Annotated in this window: 20 protein-coding genes; 7 read left to right on the top strand and 13 right to left on the bottom strand. The window is 70.7% G+C overall.

Features of this window, described 5'->3' with window-relative positions:
- Positions 1-133 precede the first annotated feature (133 nt).
- From def to ACFWM2_RS16575, 8 genes are all read right to left on the bottom strand, one after another.
- The gene (gene def, locus ACFWM2_RS16610) at positions 134-784 is read right to left on the bottom strand and encodes a peptide deformylase (protein ID WP_383279356.1); all 651 of its coding nucleotides are present in this window, start codon (positions 782-784) and stop codon (positions 134-136) included.
- Between the two features lie 76 nt (positions 785-860).
- The gene (locus tag ACFWM2_RS16605; RefSeq protein WP_383279353.1) at positions 861-1,841 is read right to left on the bottom strand and encodes a tetratricopeptide repeat protein; all 981 of its coding nucleotides are present in this window, start codon (positions 1,839-1,841) and stop codon (positions 861-863) included.
- Between the two features lie 153 nt (positions 1,842-1,994).
- A complete protein-coding gene (locus ACFWM2_RS16600) occupies positions 1,995-3,266 on the bottom strand; it encodes an HD-GYP domain-containing protein (protein WP_383279351.1) in 1,272 nt (423 codons plus the stop codon).
- Positions 3,263-4,642 (bottom strand): HD-GYP domain-containing protein, encoded by a 1,380-nt coding sequence (locus ACFWM2_RS16595; RefSeq protein ID WP_383279348.1) that lies wholly within the window; start codon positions 4,640-4,642, stop codon positions 3,263-3,265. Before ACFWM2_RS16595 ends, ACFWM2_RS16600 begins: the two co-directional genes overlap by 4 nt.
- 187 nt (positions 4,643-4,829) lie before the next feature.
- Positions 4,830-5,132, bottom strand: coding sequence for a mycothiol system anti-sigma-R factor (gene rsrA / locus ACFWM2_RS16590; RefSeq protein ID WP_383279345.1), 303 nt, complete (start codon positions 5,130-5,132; stop codon positions 4,830-4,832).
- Positions 5,129-5,821, bottom strand: a complete 693-nt coding sequence (gene sigR, locus ACFWM2_RS16585) for an RNA polymerase sigma factor SigR (protein WP_383279342.1) — start codon at positions 5,819-5,821, stop codon at positions 5,129-5,131. Before sigR ends, rsrA begins: the two co-directional genes overlap by 4 nt.
- A 273-nt stretch (positions 5,822-6,094) precedes the next feature.
- Positions 6,095-6,721, bottom strand: coding sequence for an alpha/beta family hydrolase (locus ACFWM2_RS16580; RefSeq protein WP_383279339.1), 627 nt, complete (start codon positions 6,719-6,721; stop codon positions 6,095-6,097).
- Position 6,722: 1 nt separating this feature from the next.
- Positions 6,723-7,580, bottom strand: a complete 858-nt coding sequence (locus ACFWM2_RS16575; protein WP_383279336.1) for an SOS response-associated peptidase — start codon at positions 7,578-7,580, stop codon at positions 6,723-6,725.
- Positions 7,581-7,630: 50 nt separating this feature from the next.
- Between ACFWM2_RS16575 and ACFWM2_RS16570 the strand changes: the two genes are divergently transcribed.
- The 4 genes from ACFWM2_RS16570 to ACFWM2_RS16555 all read left to right on the top strand — a co-directional run bounded on the left by ACFWM2_RS16570 (position 7,631) and on the right by ACFWM2_RS16555 (position 11,425).
- Positions 7,631-8,353, top strand: a complete 723-nt coding sequence (locus tag ACFWM2_RS16570; protein WP_383279333.1) for a M50 family metallopeptidase — start codon at positions 7,631-7,633, stop codon at positions 8,351-8,353.
- A 162-nt stretch (positions 8,354-8,515) separates the two neighbouring features.
- Positions 8,516-9,856: a 3-phosphoshikimate 1-carboxyvinyltransferase gene (aroA, locus tag ACFWM2_RS16565; protein WP_383279330.1), complete on the top strand. Its 1,341-nt coding sequence runs from the start codon at positions 8,516-8,518 to the stop codon at positions 9,854-9,856.
- Between the two features lie 16 nt (positions 9,857-9,872).
- The gene (rsgA, locus tag ACFWM2_RS16560; protein ID WP_383279327.1) at positions 9,873-10,883 is read left to right on the top strand and encodes a ribosome small subunit-dependent GTPase A; all 1,011 of its coding nucleotides are present in this window, start codon (positions 9,873-9,875) and stop codon (positions 10,881-10,883) included.
- Between the two features lie 218 nt (positions 10,884-11,101).
- The gene (locus ACFWM2_RS16555; RefSeq protein WP_383279324.1) at positions 11,102-11,425 is read left to right on the top strand and encodes a DMT family transporter; all 324 of its coding nucleotides are present in this window, start codon (positions 11,102-11,104) and stop codon (positions 11,423-11,425) included.
- A 22-nt stretch (positions 11,426-11,447) separates the two neighbouring features.
- Here ACFWM2_RS16555 and ACFWM2_RS16550 read toward each other — a convergent pair whose 3' ends face one another.
- The 3 genes from ACFWM2_RS16550 to ACFWM2_RS16540 are packed head-to-tail and all read right to left on the bottom strand — an operon-like array spanning position 11,448 to position 15,171.
- Positions 11,448-13,250, bottom strand: a complete 1,803-nt coding sequence (locus ACFWM2_RS16550) for a dipeptide ABC transporter ATP-binding protein (protein WP_383279321.1) — start codon at positions 13,248-13,250, stop codon at positions 11,448-11,450.
- Positions 13,247-14,188, bottom strand: a complete 942-nt coding sequence (locus tag ACFWM2_RS16545; protein ID WP_383279318.1) for an ABC transporter permease — start codon at positions 14,186-14,188, stop codon at positions 13,247-13,249. The genes ACFWM2_RS16550 and ACFWM2_RS16545 overlap by 4 nt, the downstream gene beginning before the upstream one ends.
- Positions 14,185-15,171 carry an ABC transporter permease gene (locus tag ACFWM2_RS16540; protein WP_383279315.1) on the bottom strand — a complete coding sequence of 329 codons (987 nt, stop codon included), beginning with the start codon at positions 15,169-15,171 and terminating at the stop codon, positions 14,185-14,187. The genes ACFWM2_RS16545 and ACFWM2_RS16540 overlap by 4 nt, the downstream gene beginning before the upstream one ends.
- A 223-nt stretch (positions 15,172-15,394) precedes the next feature.
- Between ACFWM2_RS16540 and ACFWM2_RS16535 the strand changes: the two genes are divergently transcribed.
- Positions 15,395-17,083 (top strand): ABC transporter family substrate-binding protein, encoded by a 1,689-nt coding sequence (locus ACFWM2_RS16535; protein ID WP_383279312.1) that lies wholly within the window; start codon positions 15,395-15,397, stop codon positions 17,081-17,083.
- Here the strand turns inward: ACFWM2_RS16535 and ACFWM2_RS16530 are convergent.
- Positions 17,073-17,696 (bottom strand): TetR/AcrR family transcriptional regulator, encoded by a 624-nt coding sequence (locus tag ACFWM2_RS16530; RefSeq protein WP_383279309.1) that lies wholly within the window; start codon positions 17,694-17,696, stop codon positions 17,073-17,075. The genes ACFWM2_RS16535 and ACFWM2_RS16530 overlap by 11 nt on opposite strands.
- Positions 17,697-17,863: 167 nt before the next feature.
- Between ACFWM2_RS16530 and hisN the strand changes: the two genes are divergently transcribed.
- A complete protein-coding gene (gene hisN / locus ACFWM2_RS16525; protein ID WP_383279306.1) occupies positions 17,864-18,664 on the top strand; it encodes a histidinol-phosphatase in 801 nt (266 codons plus the stop codon).
- Positions 18,665-18,823: 159 nt separating this feature from the next.
- Complete coding sequence (locus tag ACFWM2_RS16520) at positions 18,824-19,216, top strand: cyclic nucleotide-binding/CBS domain-containing protein (protein WP_383279303.1); 393 nt, start codon at positions 18,824-18,826, stop codon at positions 19,214-19,216.
- 146 nt (positions 19,217-19,362) lie between these two features.
- On the opposite strand, the gene ACFWM2_RS16515 is transcribed toward ACFWM2_RS16520, so the two are convergent.
- Positions 19,363-20,832, bottom strand: coding sequence for a catalase (locus tag ACFWM2_RS16515; protein ID WP_383279300.1), 1,470 nt, complete (start codon positions 20,830-20,832; stop codon positions 19,363-19,365).
- Positions 20,833-20,957: the final 125 nt, after the last annotated feature.

Raw genomic sequence — 20,957 nt, 5'->3', positions numbered from 1 at the left:
TCGCGAGCCCCGTCTGTCATTTTCTGTCACAGCCGTCCGCGACGGCGTCTCCGTCGCACGGGCAGCAGGGATCACTCGGCCTGACGCCGTTTCCGCCGCGGCGCGGCGCGACTCGACCGGCCCTGACGACCTCTCAGTCGTTCGCCACGACCGGGTAGCGGGGCTCGTTCTCGGCCATCTGCCGCAGGGCGTCCTTGCGCTCGCGCGTGGACAGCCGGTCGATGTACAGGTAGCCGTACAGGTGATCCGTCTCGTGCTGGAGGCAGCGCGCGAAGTAGCCGGTGCCCCGCACCTTGACCGGGTTGCCCTTCTCGTCCTGCCCGGTGACCTCGGCGTAGTCGGGGCGGGCGAGCGGCGCGTACGCGGTCGGCACCGAGAGGCAGCCCTCGTTGCTGTCGTCCAGGCGGCGCTGCTCGGCGGGCAGCTCGACGAGCACGGGGTTGCAGACCACGCCGGTGTGCCGCTTGCCGTCGTCGTCGGGGCAGTCGTACACGAACACCTTCAGGTCGACGCCGATCTGGTTCGCGGCCAGGCCCACGCCCTCGGCGGTGTGCTGGCTGGCGAACATGTCGGCGACCAGCTGCGCCAGCTCGTCCCCGAACTCGGTGACGTCCCTGCACTCCTTGTGCAGCACCGGGTTCCCCACGACAGTGATCGGCCGCGAGGTACCGCGCTCGCGGTAGGCGGCCTCACGCTCCTCGCAGTCCTCGGTGTCGATGACGAAGCCCTCGTCGTCCACGGGGAGCACGCCCGCGTGCTGCTGATCGGTGTCCTGCTGCGCCATGACCGACGTATGCCTTCCTGCAACCTGGAGAGATTCTGCGCGTACAGCCTAAAGGGCGCTTCAGCGGACCTCTGCGCTAACAGACCTCTTCGAGGTCCCGCCAGTCCCTGGAGTCCGGGCTGTCGGCGACCCAGCCGTCGAGCAGGCCGCGCACCAGAGCGGCCGGCGCCGCGAGGCCGCACTCCCGCTCGGGCACCCACAGCTGCCCGTCGGTGCGGTGGCCCAGGGGCCCGGGGTGGCCCGGCTCACTGTGGTCGTGCGGGTCCAGATGCTCGCCGTCGCCCTCGTCGGACGGCATCCGCGACTCGGAGCACATCCGGCACAGCAGCCGTACGGATGACGACCAGTCCTCGGCCGCGAAGCCGGCGTCGGCGGCGAGCCGCTCCAGGGCGTCCCGGTCCTCCTCGGTGGCCGCCTCCAGGAGCACCACCCAGGTGGGGACGGGGGAGGGCGCCCACAGCTCGATCTCGTCGAAGACGGGGTAGGCATGTCCGGCCGCGGTGGTCCGCTCGCCGTGCGGGACCCCGTCGTGCAGCACGACCTCGCCCCAGCGCCGTCCGGACGACGGCAGCGGAATCGACAGCACCTCGATCCGCGCGGGGTCCAGCCTGCGCCCCCACACGACCTCGGCCTCGCCCTCGGGCGACAGCCGTACGGCAGAGCTGCCCAGGTCCATGCCGACCGGCTCGCCTGCCACCGCGGCACCGCCCGGCACCCGCAGCCCGTAGGCCTGCCAGGCACGGCGGGCCAGTGGCCAGTCCTGGAGCGCGGTGGCCGCGATGCCCACGTTCCACCAGTCAGGTGCTCCGGTCTCCCGGTCGAGCAGGGCCACGGCCCGCAGACCGGCCGCGCGCGCCTGCTCCCAGTCGTGCCGGAACTTGTGCAGCAGGGCCAGGTTGAACCAGGACTCGGACAGCCAGGGCTCCAGGTCCGCGGCGCGGGTCAGCAGCGCTCCCGCGTCCTCGTAGCGGCCGTCGCCGATCAGCGTGAACGCGCGGTCGGTGGCCTGCCGCCATGAGGCGGAGGGCCGGTGTCGTCCCTTGCCGAAGATCCTCACGATTCCCGCCTGCCAGTTCCTTGCGATTCCCGCCTGCCGGTCCCTTGAAGAGTCCCCTGAAGACAGCGCAGCCCCGGGCTGGCCCGTGCCCCCGAACACCCTCTTCCTCGCATCCAACCACGTACCGTCGGACGGGCGCTCATTACCCATGGGTTACCCAGCCTGGGGCAAGGTCAGACCCGGTCGGGACAGCACCCTGGCCAGCGACTCCACGACCTCCGGCTGATAGTCGCGGGCCGTCGCCAGGCGCAAACGCTCCAGGGCGGTCAGCGGCCCTGTGGGCCCTGCTTCCCTGGCCATCTCCTCGTATGCGTTCACGGCCCGGACGATCCGCGCGCTCACGGGCTGCTCCCGGTACGGGTCGGCCTGCCGCTCCACCACCACGGCGACCTCGGCGTCCACCCCGGTCTGGCGTACGACGGCACCGCCCAGGAGAGCTATCCGCCGTTGCTCGTCGGCGGAGAGAACGGCGGTGGCCCCGGCCGGCACCGGGTCGACGAGGCTGAGCTGTCCGATGTCGTGCATCAGGGCCGCGTACTCCAGAACGGTCAGGTCGGGCTCGGAGAGCCCGAGCTCCCGGCCGACGGCCCGGCTGAGCACCGCCACCCGCCGTGCGTGCCCGGCCGGCGTGTAGCCGGCGATCTCGGTCGCACGGGCCAGGGAGGCGATGGTCTGCCGGTAGGTGGTCCGCACGGCTGCATACCGGCGGAAGGACATCTGGGTGAGCAGCAGGGGCAGCGAGAAGACGGGCAGCGCCCACAGGCCCACCACCGCGACGGCGAGGGACATCACGGCGCCGGTCGCGCACACCGCGGAGCCGACGCCGAGCATCGCCCGCAGCTCGTCGCGCAGGACCGGTCCGAAGGGCCAGCGCGTCCGGGAGTGCGCCATCACCGCCGCGAGCACCGCGTCGCACAGTGCGGTGAGCACCAGCAGGGCGACCAGGAGCACGGCGTACGCCGGGCCGTTCCACTCCAGCAGCCTGCCCTGGTTGTAGAGGGGCTGGAAGCAGACGGCGGTGAACGCGACGGTCAGGACGCGCCGGGCCAGATGGTCGAGGGTGGGCCCCCGTCCCCGCGCGACGTGCGGCACGGAGCCGACGAGTACGGCCGCGACCACCACGGCGACGACCTGGAGGGCTCCGTGGTGCGTGGGGTGGCCCGCGTTCTCCCCGAGCAGGGCGTACGCCAGGGCTCCGGCGGCCCCGAGCGGCGCGGACTCCCGTTCCTCGGTGCCGCTCCAGCGGGCGAGCTCGCCCACCGCGACGAGCGCCCCGAAAGCAAGGGCGACGCCCCGCTCGTCGAGGCCCTGCCAGAGGGTGCCGGCCAGCGAGACGACGGCGAGGAGAGCGGCCGAACCGTGGACGAAGGAGAGGGCGAAGGGGGGCCGCGCCGCCCGCAGGAGGCCCGCCCCGGCGGCGCTCATGACGTTCTCCGGCCGGCGGGGTTGCGCGGGCCCTCCCACTGACCGGCCAGGGGCGCGGCCGGTGCGTGCGCTTCGTCGCGCCGGGCCGGCAGGCTGCCCGGCGCCTCGTCCGCGGTGACCGCCGGATGCCACCCGTGCCGGCCCAGCGCCCGCACCAGGGCGGTCACCATCTGCGGGTCGAACTGTGCCCCCGAGCAGCGTTCGAGTTCCTCCAGGGCCACCGGCACGGGCCGGGCCCGCCGGTAGGACCGCGTGGACGTCATCGCGTCGAAGGCGTCGGCCACGGCGACCACTCGGGCGAACTCCGGGATCTGCCGCCCGATCAGCCCGTACGGGTATCCGCTCCCGTCCAGCCGCTCGTGGTGGTGCAGGATCGCCGACCGCGCCTCCCCGAGGAAGCCGATCCCGCGGACCATCTCGTGGCCGTACTCGGGATGCAGCTCGATGATCCGCCGCTCGTCCGGGGTGAGCGGGCCGTCCTTCCTCAACAGCCGCGTGGGGACGCCGAGTTTGCCGACGTCGTGCAGGATTCCGGCGAACCGCAGCACCTCGACGCGCTCGTCGTCCATGCCCAGTTCCCGGGCGATCATCATGGACGCCTGCCCGACCCGCTCGCTGTGCCCGCGGGTGTAGCCATCCTTGATGTCGACGGCCTGCACCAGGGCGCGGATGGTGGCCTGGTGGGCGGCCCGCTCACGGTGGTACTGGGCGAACACCCAGCAGGAGACGTACATCGGCAGCAGGACGAGCAGGGCCGCGACCGGCCCGTACGGGCTGCGCCAGAGCACGGCCATCATCAGCCCGGCCAGTCCGTGCACGGTCACGGGCGCGAGGGAGCGCAGGAACAACCCGCGCCAGGCGGTGCGCACCGGCACCCGCTCGGCGGTGGCCAGGATCCCGCCGTCGAGGACGGTCAGGACCAGGCAGAACACGAGCACCGCCACACCGGCGGGCCAGAGCGCGTACGGGAAGTCGGGCGCGACGACCGCGTCACGGCCGCCCAGCGCCCAGTGCACGCGGGAGGCCGCCCAGATGCCGAGGGCGAGCTGAGCGGCGCGCCAGATCCGGCGCAGCCGGCGGGGCCGCTGTTCGACCCGGGAGAGCAGCGCGCCGGGCAGCGCGACGAGCGCGGCGGCCGGGGGCGGCAGAAGAAAGGCCCCGGCCAGCAGCACGGGGAAGAAGGTGCCCATGCCCTTGGGGGCACGGTGGCCGACGAAGCGGCAACGGGTGATCTGCTCGCAGCCGGCGTACAGCGCGGCCAGCAGCGCGACGGCCCACCACGGCGTACGGATGGCCACCACGGGGGCGAGAGCGACGAGAGCCGCGACGACGACACAGGCCACGTACACACGGGCCCACGCCGGAATCGACCCCATCCTCGTCCCCTCCCCCCTGTCCAGGCTTCCGGAGCCTAGAGCTGCGGGCGTGACAGGGGGGTGGCAATGGCCGAATCCGCGGGTTCAGAGCCCGCGGATTAGCACATTCGGGTGACGGGCGGGCCTGCTCCCGCGTCCCGGCGGAGGGGGCGGGACGGGTGCCGGCCGAGGGTGCGCGCGGGGGGTGTCAGGACTCCTGCGCGGTCGCGGTCACGTCGTGCTCGGGCACCGTCTGTCCGGAACGGATCAGATCGATGCGGCCCATGACCTTGGCGCGCAGATCGGTCGGCACGTCGTCCTGACCGCAGCAGCGCTTGACCAGCTTCTTCACGGCCTGCTCCAGGCCGTACTTCTCCAGGCACGGGGAGCACTCCTCGAAGTGCACCTCGAACTTGGTGCAGTCCGCGTCCGGCATCTCATGGTCGAGGAACTCGTAGAGATGGTCGAGGACCTCACTGCAATCCGTCTCGTGCGGCTCTCCGCAGCTCATGAGCCCGAGCCTTTCGCTTCGTTCGACTCTCCGGCGCCGGCCGGGACCAGCCCGCGGTCACGGGCGTAGTCCTCGAGCATGCCGCGCAGTTGGCGACGCCCCCGGTGCAGCCGGGACATCACCGTACCGATGGGTGTCCCCATGATGTCCGCGATCTCCTTGTACGCAAAGCCCTCTACATCCGCGAGATAGACGGCGATGCGGAATTCCTCGGGGATCGCCTGCAGCGCCGACTTGACGTCCGAATCGGGCAGGTGGTCGAGCGCCTGGGACTCGGCGGAGCGCAGACCGGTCGACATGTGCGACTCGGCGCGCGCCAGCTGCCAGTCCTCGATCTCCTCGGCCGCACTGCGCTGGGGCTCGCGCTGCTTCTTGCGGTACGAGTTGATGAACGTGTTGGTCAGAATGCGGTAGAGCCAGGCCTTCAGGTTGGTGCCCTCGCGGAACTGGTGGAACGACGCGTACGCCTTCGCGTAGGTCTCCTGCACCAGGTCCTCGGCGTCGGCCGGGTTGCGCGTCATGCGCAGCGCGGCCGAATACATCTGGTCGAGGAATTCGAGCGCGTCCCGCTCGAAGCGCGCGGTGCGCTCGGCGGAGGATTCCGTCGTCGCGTCGCTCGTGCCCTGGCCCTCGGGCTGCTCCGCCTGGCCGTGATCGGCCCCTGCGTCGGTCCCAGTGACCGGACCCACCTCCTCAAGAGTCTGGGCAGGGCCGAAACCGGTCCCACCAGAATCGGAGGATAGACGACGATCCGGTCCGCCCGCCGCCCGAACAGGGGCGGTCTTTGCCGCATGCAGAACCGACCAGTCCAGGTCAGCGGCGCTGCGACGGCTCGGGCAGATGGTCGAACCCATGCGGCGGACTTCCTCTCGTACGAACGGTCAGCACGGCCTGTGCTGTCTGATCCGCACAACAGTGGTCCCCCGGCCAACATTCCCGTCGGCGTGCAGCAGCGTCACGTCTCACCCGAGTGAGGTGAGCCACTTCGCGGTGGCGTCAGTGATGATCTTCACAGCCTCGTCCTGGTCGAGGGGCGCTCGTTTCGGTACGGCGAAGCCGTGATCGCCGTAGGGCACCTCGACGAGGTCGAACGTCCCTTCCGGGAACTCCGCCGGCTTCCCGAACGGGTCGTTCCCGCCCTGTACGACCAGCGTGGGCACGCCGCTGCCGAGCAGTTCGTCCGCCCGGGACTTCTCGGGCCTGCCGGGCGGGTGGAGCGGGAAGCTGAGCGCCAGGACGGCGGCGGCGCCGAGCTCGGTGGCCGTACGGCAGGCCACGCGGGCGCCCGCGCTGCGTCCGCCCGCGACCACCGGCACACCGGACCTCGCCAGGGCCGGCCACAGGCCCCGCCATCCCAGGTCCAGCGTCTTCGGCGCGGGTGCCATCTTCTTCCCTGCCACCCGCCAGGGCTGTTCGACGAGGGCCACGCTCACCCCGTGCGCGGGAAGGGCCTGCGCCAGCGCCTGGAGGTCCCGGGCCTCGATGCCACCGCCCGCGCCGTGGCCGACGGCGAGGACCAGCCGCGCCTTCTTCGCCTCGTGCCAGGTGATGCGGGCCGTACCGGCGTCCGTCTCAATGATCTCCGTCACGTCAGAAGAGTGTGCCCTCTTCGGGCCCCTCCAGCTCCTTCAGCAGCTCCGGTCCGTTGTTGCGGACGTTGCTGACGGCCGTGGAGACGGGGTAGGCGCGCATCAGGCCGGCGGGCGGTGCCGCCAGCAGCGCGCGCAGGTCGTCGACATCGGTGCGCGCCGGGTCCAGCCAGTCGTCCCAGCGGTCCGGCGTCAGCATCAGCGGCATCCGGGGGTGGATGTCGGCCAGCGCGTGCGGCCCTTCGGCGGGGGCCACCGCGAGCGGCGAGGTCTCCGCCTCCGTCGTGATGACCGTGCAGGTCACCCACCAGGCCCGCGGGTGGTCGTCGGGGAGCGTCTTGTCGCGCCAGAACTCGTACAGGCCCGCCATCGCGAAGACCGAGCCGTCCGCCGGCGTCACGAAGTACGGCTGCTTGCGCGGCCGCTTCTTCTTGCCCTCGACCTCCAGCTCGCGCTCGGCAGGACCGGTCACCCACTCGTAATAGCCGTCCGCCGGGAGGATGCACCGGCGGGCCGCGAAGGCGCGGCGGTACGACGGCTTCTCGTGCACGGTCTCGGCGCGCGCGTTGATCATCCGGGCGCCGCCCTCGGGGGTCTTGGCCCAGGACGGGACCAGTCCCCATTTGAGGGTGCGCAGCTGGCGAACCGGCGCGGGGTCGTCGGCGTCCTTAACGGGACGGTCCAGGACCGCGTATACCTCTTTGGTCGGCGCCACGTTGAAATCGGGTGCCAGAGTCTCCTCCTGGGGCTCCCTCCCCCAAGCACTCGACTCCGCTCGCGCAGGGGGGACCCCCATCTCGATCTCAAAGATTCCTGCGAGATCCTCGGGTCGACGACTCGCTGCATACCGTCCGCACATACGTGCCAGACTGCCAGATTCCGCGTGACGAGAGGGAGCTCCCGCCGACAATGGACAGCACCGCATCCACTTCGCTGGCCGGCCTCTGGGACCAGGTCTTCGGCGGTCAGCCGGACCCGGACCTGTGGGTGGTGATCGCCACTCTGGTCGCCGCGCTGGCGGCGATCGTCCCGCACGGCGTCTGGCGGCTCTCGCGCAACGCCATCACCATCGCCCACGAGGGCGGCCACGGCCTGGTCGCCCTGCTCACCGGCCGCAGCCTCAGCGGCATCCGGCTGCACTCCGACACCAGCGGCCTCACCGTCAGCCGCGGCAAGCCCACCGGCCTCGGCATGATCCTCACCGCCGCCGCCGGCTACACCGCGCCCCCGCTGCTCGGTCTGGGCGGCGCCGCGCTGCTGGCCGCCGGCCACATCACCGCCCTGCTGTGGCTGGCCACGGCCCTGCTGCTGGTGATGCTGGTGATGATCCGCAATGCGTACGGCGCGCTCACGGTGGTCCTCACGGGCGGCACGTTCCTGGTGGTGTCCTGGCTCGCCGGGCCCCAGGTGCAGGCGGCGTTCGCGTACGCCGTGGTGTGGTTCCTGCTGCTCGGCGGTGTCCGGCCGGCCTTCGAGCTGCAGGCCAAGCGCAGCCGCGGCAACGCGGGCGACTCCGACGCGGACCAGCTGTCCCGGCTCACCCACGTGCCCGCCGGGCTGTGGTTGTTCCTCTTCCACGCGGTGTCCCTGTGCGCGCTGATAGGCGGGGGGCGCTGGCTCCTGCAGGTGTGAGGCGCCCCGGGACAGGAGAGGCGGGCGGGGACGGCCGCCGGTCACCTCCGGGCGCGCGAGCGCACGCGGGCGCGGACGCCTCGCACCACCGCTCTGTTTCGCTCGGGTTTCGCCACTTTTGATCAAGTTCTGCGCCCATCGTCAGCCACTAAAGTAGGGCGCATGACCGTTAACCCCGCTCACACCGCCCTCTGGCCCGCCCCGCACGCGAGCGGAGCCGTCGACGCGACGGTCCACGTGCCCGGGTCGAAGTCGGTCACCAACCGTGCTCTGGTGCTTGCCGCCCTCGCCTCCGAGCCCGGCTGGCTGCGCCGCCCGCTGCGCTCCCGCGACACGCTGTTGATGGCGGGCGCCCTGCGTGCGATGGGCGTGGGCATCGAGGAGACGGTCTCCTCCAGCTCCACGGTCGCGGTCGGTTCCGACGGTTCGGGCGAGGCCTGGCGGATCATCCCCTCCGGTCTGCAGGGCCCGGCCACGGTCGACGTGGGCAACGCCGGCACCGTGATGCGCTTCCTGCCGCCGGTCGCCGCGCTGGCCGACGGCCCCATCCGCTTCGACGGCGACCCGCGGTCGTACGAGCGTCCCCTGACCGGTGTGATCGACGCGCTGCGCGTCCTCGGCGCCCGGATCGACGACGACGGCCGGGGCGCGCTGCCGCTCACCGTGCAGGGCGGCGGCGCCCTGGACGGCGGGCCGGTGGAGATCGACGCGTCGTCCTCGTCGCAGTTCGTCTCCGCGCTGCTGCTCTCCGGTCCGCGCTTCAACCAGGGTGTGGAGGTCCGGCACACCGGCTCCCGGCTGCCCTCCATGCCGCACATCCGGATGACCGTCGACATGCTGCGCGCGGTCGGCGCCCAGGTGGACACCCCCGAGTCGGGCGGCGAGCCCGATGTCTGGCGGGTCACGCCGGGCGCGCTGCTCGGCCGCGACCTGACCGTCGAGCCGGATCTCTCGAACGCCCAGCCGTTCCTCGCCGCCGCTCTGGTGACCGGCGGCAAGATCCTCATCCCGGACTGGCCCGAGCGCACCACCCAGCCCGGCGACCGGCTGCGGGAGATCTTCACGGAGATGGGCGGTTCCTGCGAACTGACCGACCGCGGTCTGCAGTTCACCGGTTCCGGTTCGGTCCACGGGATCGACGTGGACCTGGGCGAGGTCGGCGAGCTGACCCCCGGCATCGCGGCGGTCGCCGCCCTGGCCGACTCCCCTTCCACCCTCCGTGGCGTGGCCCATCTGCGGCTGCACGAGACGGACCGGCTGGCCGCGCTCACCAAGGAGATCAACGAACTCGGCGGCGATGTCACCGAGACCGCCGACGGCCTCCACATCCGCCCCCGCCGGCTGCACGGCGGCATCTTCCACACCTACGACGACCACCGCATGGCCACCGCGGGCGCGATCATCGGCCTGGCGGTGGAAGGGATCCAGATCGAGAACGTGGCGACGACGGCGAAGACCCTGCCGGACTTCCCCGATCTGTGGACCGGAATGCTCGGGAACTGACGGGCGGACCAGGATCATGCGCCGTTACGGCAAGCACACCGACGAGGACGACATCCGCAGCCGCCCCAACCGCAAGGGCAACCGGCCGCGTACGAACATCCGCCCCAAACACGAGGAAGCCGTCGAGGGCATGGTGGTCACCGTCGACCGGGGCCGCCTGACCTGCCTCGTCGAGGACCGCGTGGTCATGGCGATGAAGGCCCGCGAGCTGGGCCGCAAGGCCGCCGTCGTGGGCGACCGGGTGGCCATCATCGGAGATCTCTCCGGGGAGAAGGACACCCTGGCCCGGATCGTCCGCATCGAGCCGCGCACCTCCGTCCTGCGCCGTACGGCCGACGACGACGATCCCTACGAGCGCGTGGTCGTCGCCAACGCCGACCAGCTGGCGATCGTCACCGCCCTCGCCGACCCCGAGCCCCGCCCGCGGCTGATCGACCGCTGTCTGGTGGCGGCGTACGACGGCGGTCTCGAGCCCCTGCTGGTGCTGACCAAGTCGGACCTCGCCTCCCCGGACGAACTCCTGGAGATGTACGGCACGTTGGGCGTCCCGTACGTCGTGACCAGCCGTACGGAGCTGGAGAACGGCGAGGCCGTGGACCGGGTGCGCAAGCAGCTGGACGGCAAGATCACGGCGTTCGTCGGACACTCCGGAGTCGGCAAGACGACCCTGGTCAACGCGCTGGTGTCGCTGGAGCGGCGGCGCAGTACCGGAGTCGTCAACGCCGTCACGGGCCGCGGCCGGCACACCACCACCTCGGCCCGCGCGGTCCCGCTGCCCGGAGCGTCCGGCTGGGTCGTCGACACCCCCGGCGTCCGGTCCTTCGGCCTGCACCACGTGGACCCGTCCCGCGTCATCAAGGCCTTCCCGGACCTGGAGCCCGGTACCGAAGGCTGCCCGCGCGCCTGCAGTCACGACGAGCCGGACTGCGCGCTGGACCAGTGGGTGGCCGACGGTCACGCGGACCCGGCCCGGCTGTACTCCCTGCGCCGGCTGCTCAGCACCCGGGAACGGCACGAGGGCGACTGACGACTGGCCGGTACGCGGGAACGGCACGAGGGCGACTGACGGCCGGTCAGCACCCGGGAGCGGCACGGGGAGAGTGACACCGGCTGTTCCCGGCCCGACCTCCGCGTTGTTTGCATCCCTGGCCGGTCGGTAAATGCATAATCGCACCAAGCCGGATCCGAGCCGGACGAAGCAGTCAACGGGAAGCACGTCAACGTGGGGACGCGGGAGGACAAGAGATGGCGTGGCTGCTCGTCGTTGTGGCCGGATTTCTGGAGACCGGCTTCGCCGTCTGTCTGAAGCTCTCGCACGGTTTCACCAGACTCTGGCCGACGGTCGCCTTCTGCGTCTTCGCACTGGGCAGCTTCGGTCTGTTGACCCTCTCCCTGAAGAAGCTCGACGTCGGTCCCGCGTACGCCGTGTGGACCGGCATCGGCGCCGCGGGCACCGCGATCTACGGGATGATCTTCCTGGGTGACCTGGTCTCGGTCCTGAAGATCGTCTCCATCAGCTTTGTGATCATGGGTGTGATCGGGCTCCAACTGTCGGGCTCGGCCCACTGAGTTCCCAGCCCGGACACCTCTCTCAGATCACCTCGCGCACCCGCGCGAAGTGGCAGGCGGCCCCGTCCCCTTCGAGGACGGGCACGTCGTGGGCGCACCGCTTGCGCTCCTCCTCGGCGAGCCCGGTGTACAGCGGGCAGCGGGCCCGGAACCGGCAGCCCTCGTAGCGCCGGGTCGGACTCGGCGGGTCCCCGGCCAGCAAAATGCGGGTGCGCTGCCGGGCCCGCTCCCGCTCCGGGTCGGGCAGCGGTACGGCGGACAGCAGGGCCTGGGTGTACGGGTGCCGGGGCCGCTCGAAGACCTCCTCGACCGGGCCCGCCTCGACGCTGCGGCCGAGGTAGACCACGCTGACGCGGTCCGCGATGTGCCGGACGACGGACAGATCGTGGGAGACGAAGAGGTAGGCGAGCCCGAGCTCGGTCTTCAGCCGGTCCAGCAGATCGAGGACGCCGGCCTGCACCGAGACGTCGAGGGCGGACACGGGCTCGTCCAGCACGAGCAGCTCCGGTTCGACCGACAGCGCCCGGGCGATGGCGATGCGCTGGCGCTGGCCGCCGGAGAACTCGTGCGGGAAGCGTTCCGCGTGCGCCGGGTCGAGCCCGACCTGGGTGAGCAGCCCGGGGATCCGGCGGGCCACCGTGGCGCGGTCGGCGCCCTGGGTGCGCAACGGCTCGCCGATGATGTCGCCGACGGGCATGCGCGGGTCGAGCGAGGCCATCGGGTCCTGGAAGACGATCCCCAGGCGACGGCGCAGCGCCCTGAGCTCGGACGTGCCGAGCGTGCCGAGGCGCCGCCCGAACAGCTCGACGGATCCGCCCTCCGGCGCGGCCAGTTCGAGCAGCTCGAAGAGGGTCGTCGACTTCCCGGACCCCGACTCGCCGACGAGCGCGAGGGTCTCACCGCGCCGGATGTCGAGATCGATGCCGTCGACGGCGTACACGCTCCCGACCCGCCGTTTGAAGGCGCTGCCCTTGAGGAGGGGGTAGGTCTTGGTGAGTCCGCGGACCTTCAGCACGGGTTCGCCCGCCGGGAGTTCGGCGCGTGGCCGAGCGTCGTCCAGCCGGGGCACCGCCCCGATCAGCTTCCGCGTGTACGGCTCCCGAGGCCGCGCGAAGACCTCGTCGGCCGTCCCCGACTCGACCACCCGCCCCTCGTGCATCACCGCCACCCGGTCGGCCATCCCCGCGATGACCCCCAGGTCGTGGCTGACCAGCAGGACGGCGGCGCCGGTCTCCCGCCGGGCCGTGCGCAGGACGTCCAGCACCTGGGCCTGGATGGTGACGTCGAGGGCGGTGGTGGGCTCGTCCGCGAGGATCACGTCGGGTTCGTTGGCCATCGCCATGGCGATCATGGCGCGCTGGCGCATACCGCCGGAGAACTCGTGCGGGAAGGCTCGCGCCCGTACGGCCGGCTCGGGGATGCCGACGAGGTCGAGCAGTTCGACGGCCCGCTCCCGCGCCCGCTCCCGGGACACGTCCTGGTGGGCCCGTACGGCCTCGGCTATCTGGTCGCCGATGCGGTAGACGGGCGTGAACGCGGAGAGCGGGTCCTGGAACACCATGGCGACGCGGCTGCCCCGGATCCGGGTCAGCGCCCGTTCGCCGGCGCCGATCAGCTCCTGCCCGTCGAGCCGGGCGGATCCCCGTACGGCCGCGTTGTCGGGCAGCAGTCCGAGGACCGCGAGTGCGGTGGCCGACTTCCCCGAGCCCGACTCCCCCACCAGGCCGAGGACTTCGCCCCGGGCCAGCGAGAAGCTCACGTCGCGGACGGCGGGCCGGCCGTCGAAGTCCACGTCCAGACCGGCCACTTCGAGCACCGGGGTCACCGGACGGCCCCTTTCTTTCCACGGCTGGAAGCCGGGTCCGGTTTCCTTCCGCGGCGCGAGGTCGGGTCCAGCGCGTCCCGCAGCCCGTCCCCCACCAGGTTCACCGCCAGGACGAACACCACGAGCAGACCGGCCGCGTAGAAGAACATCCAGGGGTACGTCACCGCCGCGCCGGTGCCGGAGGCGATCAGCGTGCCGAGCGACACGTCGGGCGCCTGCACACCGAAGCCGAAGTACGACAGCGCGGTCTCGCTCATCACCGCGCCGCCGACCGAGATGGTCGCGTCGATGATGAGGAACGACGCCACGTTCGGCAGCACGTGCCGCCAGATGATCCGGAACGGCCTGACGCCCATGAACCGCGCCGCGCGGACGAATTCGCGCTCCTTGAGGGACAGCGTCATCGACCGCACCACCCGCGCGGTGATCATCCACCCGAAGACGGCGAGCAGTCCCACGAAGGCGAACCAGCCGCCGCTGCGCAGCCGTGGCGAGATGATCGCGATGATGAGGAAGGACGGGAAGACCAGCAGCAGGTCCACGAAGAACATCAGCAGCCGGTCGGTCCAGCCCCCGAAGTACCCGGCGCAGGCGCCCACGAGCGAGGCGAGCCCGGTCGAGAACACGGCCACCAGCAGCCCGATCAGCAGGGACTTCTGCAGTCCCCGCACGGTCTGCGCGAAGACGTCCTGCCCGATCCGGTTGGTCCCCCACCAGTGCTCGGCGCTCGGTCCCGACCGCAGCGCGGTGTAGTCGATGTGGCTGTACGACCAGGGAGTGACGTACGGGCCGGCGAAGGCCAGCAGGAACAGCAGCACGAGGACGGCCGCGCCGGCCAGCGCACTGCGATTGCGTACGAAACGGCGCAGCACCACGGACCCGCGCCCCACCGGGCGCACCGCGGGCGCGACGGTCTCGACGACCGGGGTGGTGGTCATGACGCCTGCCGGATGCGCGGGTCGAGTGCGGCGTGCAGCACGTCCGCGAGGAAGCCGGACAGCAGCACGGTCACGGCCGCGAACACATTGACGGCGACGACCGAGTTGACGTCGTTCTTCCCGATCGACGACACGAACCACTCCCCCATGCCGTGCCACCCGAAGATCGTCTCCGTGAAGGTGGCCCCGGTGAACAGCGCCAGGAAACCGTACGAGAAGTAGGTCGACATCGGGATCAGCGCGGTCCGCAGTCCGTGCTTCAGCAGCACCGCCCGGCGGCCAAGGCCCTTGGCCCGCGCGGTCCGCAGATAGTCGGAGCCGAGCACGTCGAGCATGGTGCTGCGCTGGTAGCGGCTGTAGCCGGCGATCGCACCGAGGGCGATCGAGATGGTGGGCAGCAGCAGATGCACGCTGCGGTCCTTGAGAACCGCCCAGAAGCCGGAGTCCACACCGGGGCTCTTCTCTCCGGTGAACTGGATGAGATCGCTGCCGGTCTCCTGGTTGAACCAGATGGCGCCGGTCTTGAGCAGTACGGCGAGCAGGAACACCGGGGTCGACAGCAGCACGAAGGAGCCCAGGGTCAGCAGCCGGTCGGAGAGCCGGTACTGGCGTACGGCGGTCCAGGCGCCCCCGAGGACTCCGAGCACCGTGCCGGCCAGGGTGCCGATGAGTAGCAGCCGCAGACTCACCCCGATCCGGCGGCCGAACTCGGCACCCACCGAGGTGCCGTCGATCGTCTCCCCGAGGTCCCCGTGCAGCACCCCGCCCGCCCAGTGCAGGAACCGGCCGAGCAGCGGCTGGTGGTCGTTGACGCCGAGCGCGGTGAGGTGATGGTCCACGGCCGTGGGCGAGAGCGGTGGCTGGCGGCCCTCGTAGTACGCGCGCGGGTCGAGGGCGAGCGACGCCAGCAGATAGGAGAGGCAGACGGCCGCCAGGAGCAGTACGGCGTAGTAGCCCAGGCGTCTGGCCAGGAAGGCGGCCACGGTGCTGTCCTCCCGAAGGGTCGTCGGTGTCCTCGATCAGCTTGGCCGTCTTCTGTTGCAGCCGTACGAAGAGTGCATGACAAGGCCGGAATTCGCCTCCTGCGGGCCAGGTGATCGCCGTACCGTCTGCGCAGCCCGACGCCCGCGCTTCGCGAACCGAGCCCGGGCCTCGCCACCTGACACCGAGCTTCGCGATCCGAAGCCCACCGGAGGAAGCAGAACCATGCGCAGATCCGCAGTCACCGCCCTCGCCGCAGCCCTGTCGGCCACCTTGGTGGTCGCCGGCTGCGGTTCCTCCGACGACGGTGCCGAATCCAAGAAGGCGGCCGCACCCAAGGCCGACGGGCAGGACATCAACCTCCATCCGCTGAGCGACCTCAAGCAGGGCGGTCAGGTGAAGTTCCCGATCACCCAGTGGATCTCCCAGTACAACGCCAACACCGTGGACGGCAGCCAGGGCGACTCCTCGGACATCGCCAAGCTGCTGCTGCCCGACCTGTTCGACTCCGACGCCAAGGGCGCACATCACGCCAACCCGAACTTCCTGCTCTCCGCGAACGTGACCTCGACCAGCCCGCAGGTCATCGAGTACGAGCTGAACCCCAAGGCGAAGTGGTCCGACGGCAAGTCGCTGAGCTGGCGGGACTTCCAGGCCCAGTGGAAGGCCCTGAACGGCACGAACAAGGACTACGAGGCCGCCGACACCTCCGGATACGACCAGATATCCAAGGTCGAGCAGGGCAAGGACGCGCACGCCGTCAAGGTCACCTTCGACAAGCCGTACGCGGACTGGCAGCGGCTCTTCGACCCGCTGTACCCGGCGGCGTACATCGACACCCCGGAGAAGTTCAACAAGGCGTGGAGCGAGAAGGTCCCGGTCACCGGAAACGCCTTCAAGATCAGCGAGTACGACAAGACGGCGCAGACCATCACGGCCGTGCCCGACCCCAAGTGGTGGGGAACGAAGGCCAGGCTGGACGCGATCGTCTTCCGGGTGCTCGACTTCACGGCGCTCACGGACGCGTACCTCAACAAGGAGGTCGACTACGCGACCGCGCTGCTGCCCGAGGACTACAAGCGGCTGGTGAAGGCGCCGAACACGGACATCAGGCGCGGTGCCCGCTGGGACGAGGTGCACATCACGCTGAACGGCGCCCGCGGCCCCCTGAAGGACGTGAACGTACGCCTGGCGATCGGCGCGGCGATCGACCGCACGGGCATCAACGCGTCCTTCAGCAAGGACCTCTCCTTCGAGCTGAAGCCGCTCGACAACCACTTCTTCATGCCCAACCAGAAGGGCTACCAGGCCAATTCGGGCGAGTACGGGAAGTTCGACCCGGCCAAGGCGAAGAAGCTGCTCGACGCGGCGGGCTGGAAGGACAACGGCGAGGGCAAGCCGCGCACCAAGGACGGAAAGCAGCTCAGCCTCGACTACGTGCTGAGCTCGGGCAGCAGCACCGCGCAGGTCGACCAGGCACAGCTGGTCCAGCAGCAGCTCGCCGTGGCCGGCGTGAAGCTGAACCTGAAGAAGGTCCCGGCGAACGACTACTTCAACAAGTTCGTCAACACCGGCAACTTCGACCTGACCAGCTTCCGCAACGTCGACGCCGTCTACCTGACCATGCTGACCCCCGTCTTCCTGAAGCCCCAGGGCAAGAACCTCTTCCAGAACTTCGGCTCGGTCGGCTCCCCGGAGATCGACGCGCTGCTGAAGAAGGCCGGCCAGACCACCGACCAGGCCGAGGCGATCAAGCTCTACAACGAAGCGGACGTCGAGATCTGGAAGCTCGGCCACTCCATCGAGCTCTACCAGCGCCCGCAGATCGTCGCGGTCCAGAAGGACCTCGCGAACTACGGCGCCGAAGGCCTCGCGGACGTCGACTACACGAAGGTCGGCTGGCTCAAGAAATAAGCCCCAGGGCGCGATGCGGCGGGGTCAGCGCGGCCTTCACCAGGCCCGTGACCCCGCCCTCCCCCGGCGGCGCCGCCACACAGGACAGCGAGAGCCGTACGACGAGTTCGCAGGAGCGGGCCAGCTCGGCCGCGTCCGTCCTGGTGGTGCCGGGACCGGACAGCGCGGCGACGGCCCGGTCACGCACCAGCGTCACGAAGTCGGCCGGTGACGGCAGCGGCCCGTCGGCCCGCCGCTGGGCGGGCACCGGGGACGAGGACGGCACCGCCGAGAGCGTCGGCGCCGGCAGCCGCTCGCTCCAGCAGCCGGTGAGCATCGCCCGTACGAGCGCGTTGTCACGGGCCGTCGCGGCGGTCCACTCGGCGGTCGCGACCAGCCGCTCGCGCGGATCGGGGTGGGCGGTCAGCGCGCGCTCGACGCCTGCGAGATAGCCGTCGGCCTCCCGGCGGACCAGGGCCCGCGCGAGCCCCTCCTTGCTGCCGAACTCGTTGTAGAGGGTCTGGCGGGACACCCCGGCCACGGCGGCGACGTCCACCATCCGCACGGTGGACCAGGAGCGGTGTACGAGCGCCGTGAAAGCGGCATCCAGTAGGGATTCCCGCGCTGCAGGCATCTTCGCCTCCTAGGGGCGAGCGGCTCTGCGACTCAGATTTGACGCGGGCGGGGGCACTGTCAAGGGTTCGCGGCGGTGCTGGGGGGTGTGCGCCTCCGTGGTCGCGCGCCGCGAAGATCTCGCGGGCCGTGTGGCCGCCGCCCGAACGCGGCAGATACGGTTCACCCATGCCCGACTATCGCGATGACCTGCGTCTCGCCCATGTCCTGGCGGATGCCGCCGACGCCGCGACGATGGACCGGTTCAAGGCGCTCGACCTGAAGGTCGAGACCAAGCCGGACATGACGCCGGTGAGCGAGGCGGACAAGGCCGCCGAGGAGCTCATCCGCGGCCATCTCAAGCGGGCACGGCCGCGCGACGCGGTCCTCGGCGAGGAGTACGGCATCGAGGGCACGGGCCCGCGCCGCTGGGTGATCGACCCGATCGACGGCACCAAGAACTACGTCCGCGGTGTGCCCGTGTGGGCCACGCTCATCTCCCTGATGGAGGCGAGCGAGGGCGGTTACCAGCCCGTCGTCGGGGTCGTCTCGGCGCCCGCGCTCGGCCGCCGGTGGTGGGCCGCGAAGGGCCATGGCGCGTTCACCGGCCGCAGCCTCTCCGCCGCGTCCCGGCTGCGGGTCTCCCAGGTCTCCCGCATGGCCGACGCCTCGTTCGCGTACTCCTCGCTGACCGGCTGGGAGGACCAGGGGCGGCTCGACGGCTTCCTGGACCTGACGAAGGCCGTCTGGCGCACCCGCGGGTACGGCGACTTCTGGCCGTACATGATGGTGGCCGAGGGATCGGTGGACATCTGTGCCGAGCCGGAGCTGTCGCTCTGGGACATGGCGGCGAACGCGATCGTGGTGACCGAGGCGGGCGGCTCCTTCACCGGCCTCGACGGCCGCCCGGGCCCGCACAGCGGCAACGCCGCCGCGTCGAACGGCATCCTCCACGACGAGCTGCTCGGCTACCTCAACCAGCGGTACTGACCCGGCCACCGGCCGCACCAGTGATCCACGGGCGCCCCTGAACTCACCTCACGCGCCCTCTTGTTGACCCTCCCTTTAACTGCCACCCTGAGAGTCCCCCCACTTGTGAACTTGTGAATCGCTTCTCTTGGCGCTTCACCAAGGAGGTGGCTCCATCCCATGCTCGTCCGCGACGCCATGAGCACGGTGGTCCTCACCATCGGCCCGGCACACACCCTCCGCCAGGCGGCCCGGCTGATGTCGGCGCGCCGCGTCGGCGCGGCCGTCGTCCTCGACGAGGAGTCCAGCGGCCTCGGAATCCTGACCGAGCGCGACATCCTCAACTCGCTGGCCCTGGGCCAGAATCCGGACAGTGAGACCGCAGGCGCCCACACCATCACCGATGTCGTCTTCGCCGCCCCGGCCTGGACCCTGGAGGACGCGGCGGCCGCCATGACGCACGGCGGCTTCCGGCATCTGATCGTGCTCGACGCGAGCGGACCGGTCGGGATCGTCTCGGTCCGCGACATCATCCGCTGCTGGGTCCCGGCCCGTCAGCACGCACCGGCCTGACCGCACCGCCCTGGCCGGAACTGAGCACACCCGCACGCACCGGCCTGAGCGCACCCGCCCGACCCGACCTGAGCACACAACAGCGGGCCGGACCCCCGACAGGGGATCCGGCCCGCCCTCAACGACAAGCGTTCCAGTGCTGGTGATCAGCCGCGCAGGGCCTGGACGGCGGCTTCCAGCCGCTTGCCGAAGTCGCCGTCCGCCTGGCGGAAGTTGTTGATCGCGCGCTCGGCGATGTCGTCGCGCGAGACCTGGGAGATGAAGCCCGCCAGATTGTCGACCAGGCGGCCCTTCTCGTCCTCGGACAGCAGCCGGTAGAGGTTGCCCGCCTGGACGAAGTCGGTGTCCTCGGCGTGGACGGGAGCCTCGCTGTTGCCCGTGACTCCGGTGACCGGCGTCGGCTGCCACAGCGCGCGGTCCGTCTGGAACGGTCCGCCGAAGCTGTTCGGCTCGTAGTTCTTCGCGCCGTTGTGCCGGCCGTCGTACAGGAAGCCGTCACGCGCGTTGGTGCGCGCCTCGGTGGCGTGCGGGCGGTTCACCGGCAGGTGGTCGGCGTTGATGCCGACGCGGTAGCGGTGCGCGTCCCCGTAGGCGAAGAGGCGGCCCTGGAGCATCTTGTCCGGGGAGGGCCCGATGCCGGGGACGAAGTGGGCCGGACTGAAGATCGACTGCTCGACCTCGGCGAAGATGTTCTGCGGGTTGCGGTTGAGCTCCAACTTGCCGATCTCGACCGGCGGGTAGTCCTCGTGCGGCCAGACCTTCGTGAGGTCGAACGGATTGAAGCGGTACTGGGCCGCCTCGGCCGCCGGCATGATCTGCACCTGCACGGTCCAGGACGGGAACTCGCCGCGCTCGATGGACTCCCGCAGATCACGCTGGTGCGAGTCGGGATCGAGCCCGGAGACGTCGACGGCCTCTTCGGTCGTCAGGTTCTTGATGCCCTGGTCGGTCTTGAAGTGGTACTTGACCCAGAAGACCTCGCCGGCCTCGTTGTTCCACTGGTACGTGTGCGAGCCGTACCCGTTCATGTGGCGGTACGAGGCCGGGATGCCCCGGTCGCCGAAGAGCCAGGTCACCTGGTGGGTGGACTCGGGGCTGAGCCCCCAGAAGTCCCAGACGTTGTCCGCCTCCTGCGAGCCGGTGTACGGGTCGCGCTTCTGCGTGTGGATGAAGTCCGGGAACTTGATGGCGTCCTTGATGAAGAACACCGGGGTGTTGTTGCCGACGAGGTCGTAGTTGCCGTCCTCGGTGTAGAACTTCAGCGCGAAGCCGCGGGGGTCGCGCACGGCGTCGGCGGAGCCGAGGTTGCCGGCGACGGTGGAGAACCGCAGGAACGTCTCGGTCTGCTTGCCGACCTCGGAGAGGAACTTCGCGCGGGTCCACTGCGAGACGTCACGGGTCAGCGTGAAGGTGCCGTACGCGGCGGCGCCACGGGCGTGGACGACACGCTCCGGGATCCGCTCACGGTTGAAGTGCGCGAGCTTCTCCAGGAGCAGCTGGTCCTGGACGAGGACGGGCCCGCCGACGCCCGCGGTCTCGCTGTTCTGGTTGTCGGCCACCGGCGCGCCGGCCTCCGTCGTAAGCGGTCCCTGCGTCACGTGCGCCTCCTGTGTCATTCCTGCCAGTCCTGCCCCTGGGCCAAAGCCAGGATCGATCCTACAATGGACTCTGTCTAAGTCAAGCAAAGTTCCAAAGTCACACCCATTCGGGAACTGGTCCCCTTGCTGTTAAGCTGGTCCGC

It is taken from the genome of Streptomyces sp. NPDC058371 (assembly GCF_042723265.1).
Lineage (GTDB): Bacteria > Actinomycetota > Actinomycetes > Streptomycetales > Streptomycetaceae > Streptomyces.
Note: the sequence above shows the minus strand (reverse complement) of the source record. Positions and strands in the feature narration are given on the sequence as shown.

Bases quoted from the DNA above. Each gene is read 5' to 3' on its own strand.
- def (WP_383279356.1), bottom strand. From the start codon at position 784: ATGGCGCAGCAGGACACCGATCAGCAGCACGCGGGCGTGCTCCCCGTG.
- ACFWM2_RS16600 (WP_383279351.1), bottom strand. From the start codon at position 3,266: ATGAGCGCCGCCGGGGCGGGCCTCCTGCGGGCGGCGCGGCCCCCCTTC.
- ACFWM2_RS16595 (WP_383279348.1), bottom strand. From the start codon at position 4,642: ATGGGGTCGATTCCGGCGTGGGCCCGTGTGTACGTGGCCTGTGTCGTC.
- rsrA (WP_383279345.1), bottom strand. From the start codon at position 5,132: ATGAGCTGCGGAGAGCCGCACGAGACGGATTGCAGTGAGGTCCTCGAC.
- ACFWM2_RS16575 (WP_383279336.1), bottom strand. From the start codon at position 7,580: ATGTGCGGACGGTATGCAGCGAGTCGTCGACCCGAGGATCTCGCAGGA.
- ACFWM2_RS16570 (WP_383279333.1), top strand. From the start codon at position 7,631: ATGGACAGCACCGCATCCACTTCGCTGGCCGGCCTCTGGGACCAGGTC.
- aroA (WP_383279330.1), top strand. From the start codon at position 8,516: ATGACCGTTAACCCCGCTCACACCGCCCTCTGGCCCGCCCCGCACGCG.
- rsgA (WP_383279327.1), top strand. From the start codon at position 9,873: ATGCGCCGTTACGGCAAGCACACCGACGAGGACGACATCCGCAGCCGC.
- ACFWM2_RS16555 (WP_383279324.1), top strand. From the start codon at position 11,102: ATGGCGTGGCTGCTCGTCGTTGTGGCCGGATTTCTGGAGACCGGCTTC.
- ACFWM2_RS16545 (WP_383279318.1), bottom strand. From the start codon at position 14,188: ATGACCACCACCCCGGTCGTCGAGACCGTCGCGCCCGCGGTGCGCCCG.
- ACFWM2_RS16535 (WP_383279312.1), top strand. From the start codon at position 15,395: ATGCGCAGATCCGCAGTCACCGCCCTCGCCGCAGCCCTGTCGGCCACC.
- ACFWM2_RS16530 (WP_383279309.1), bottom strand. From the start codon at position 17,696: ATGCCTGCAGCGCGGGAATCCCTACTGGATGCCGCTTTCACGGCGCTC.
- hisN (WP_383279306.1), top strand. From the start codon at position 17,864: ATGCCCGACTATCGCGATGACCTGCGTCTCGCCCATGTCCTGGCGGAT.
- ACFWM2_RS16520 (WP_383279303.1), top strand. From the start codon at position 18,824: ATGCTCGTCCGCGACGCCATGAGCACGGTGGTCCTCACCATCGGCCCG.
- ACFWM2_RS16515 (WP_383279300.1), bottom strand. From the start codon at position 20,832: ATGACACAGGAGGCGCACGTGACGCAGGGACCGCTTACGACGGAGGCC.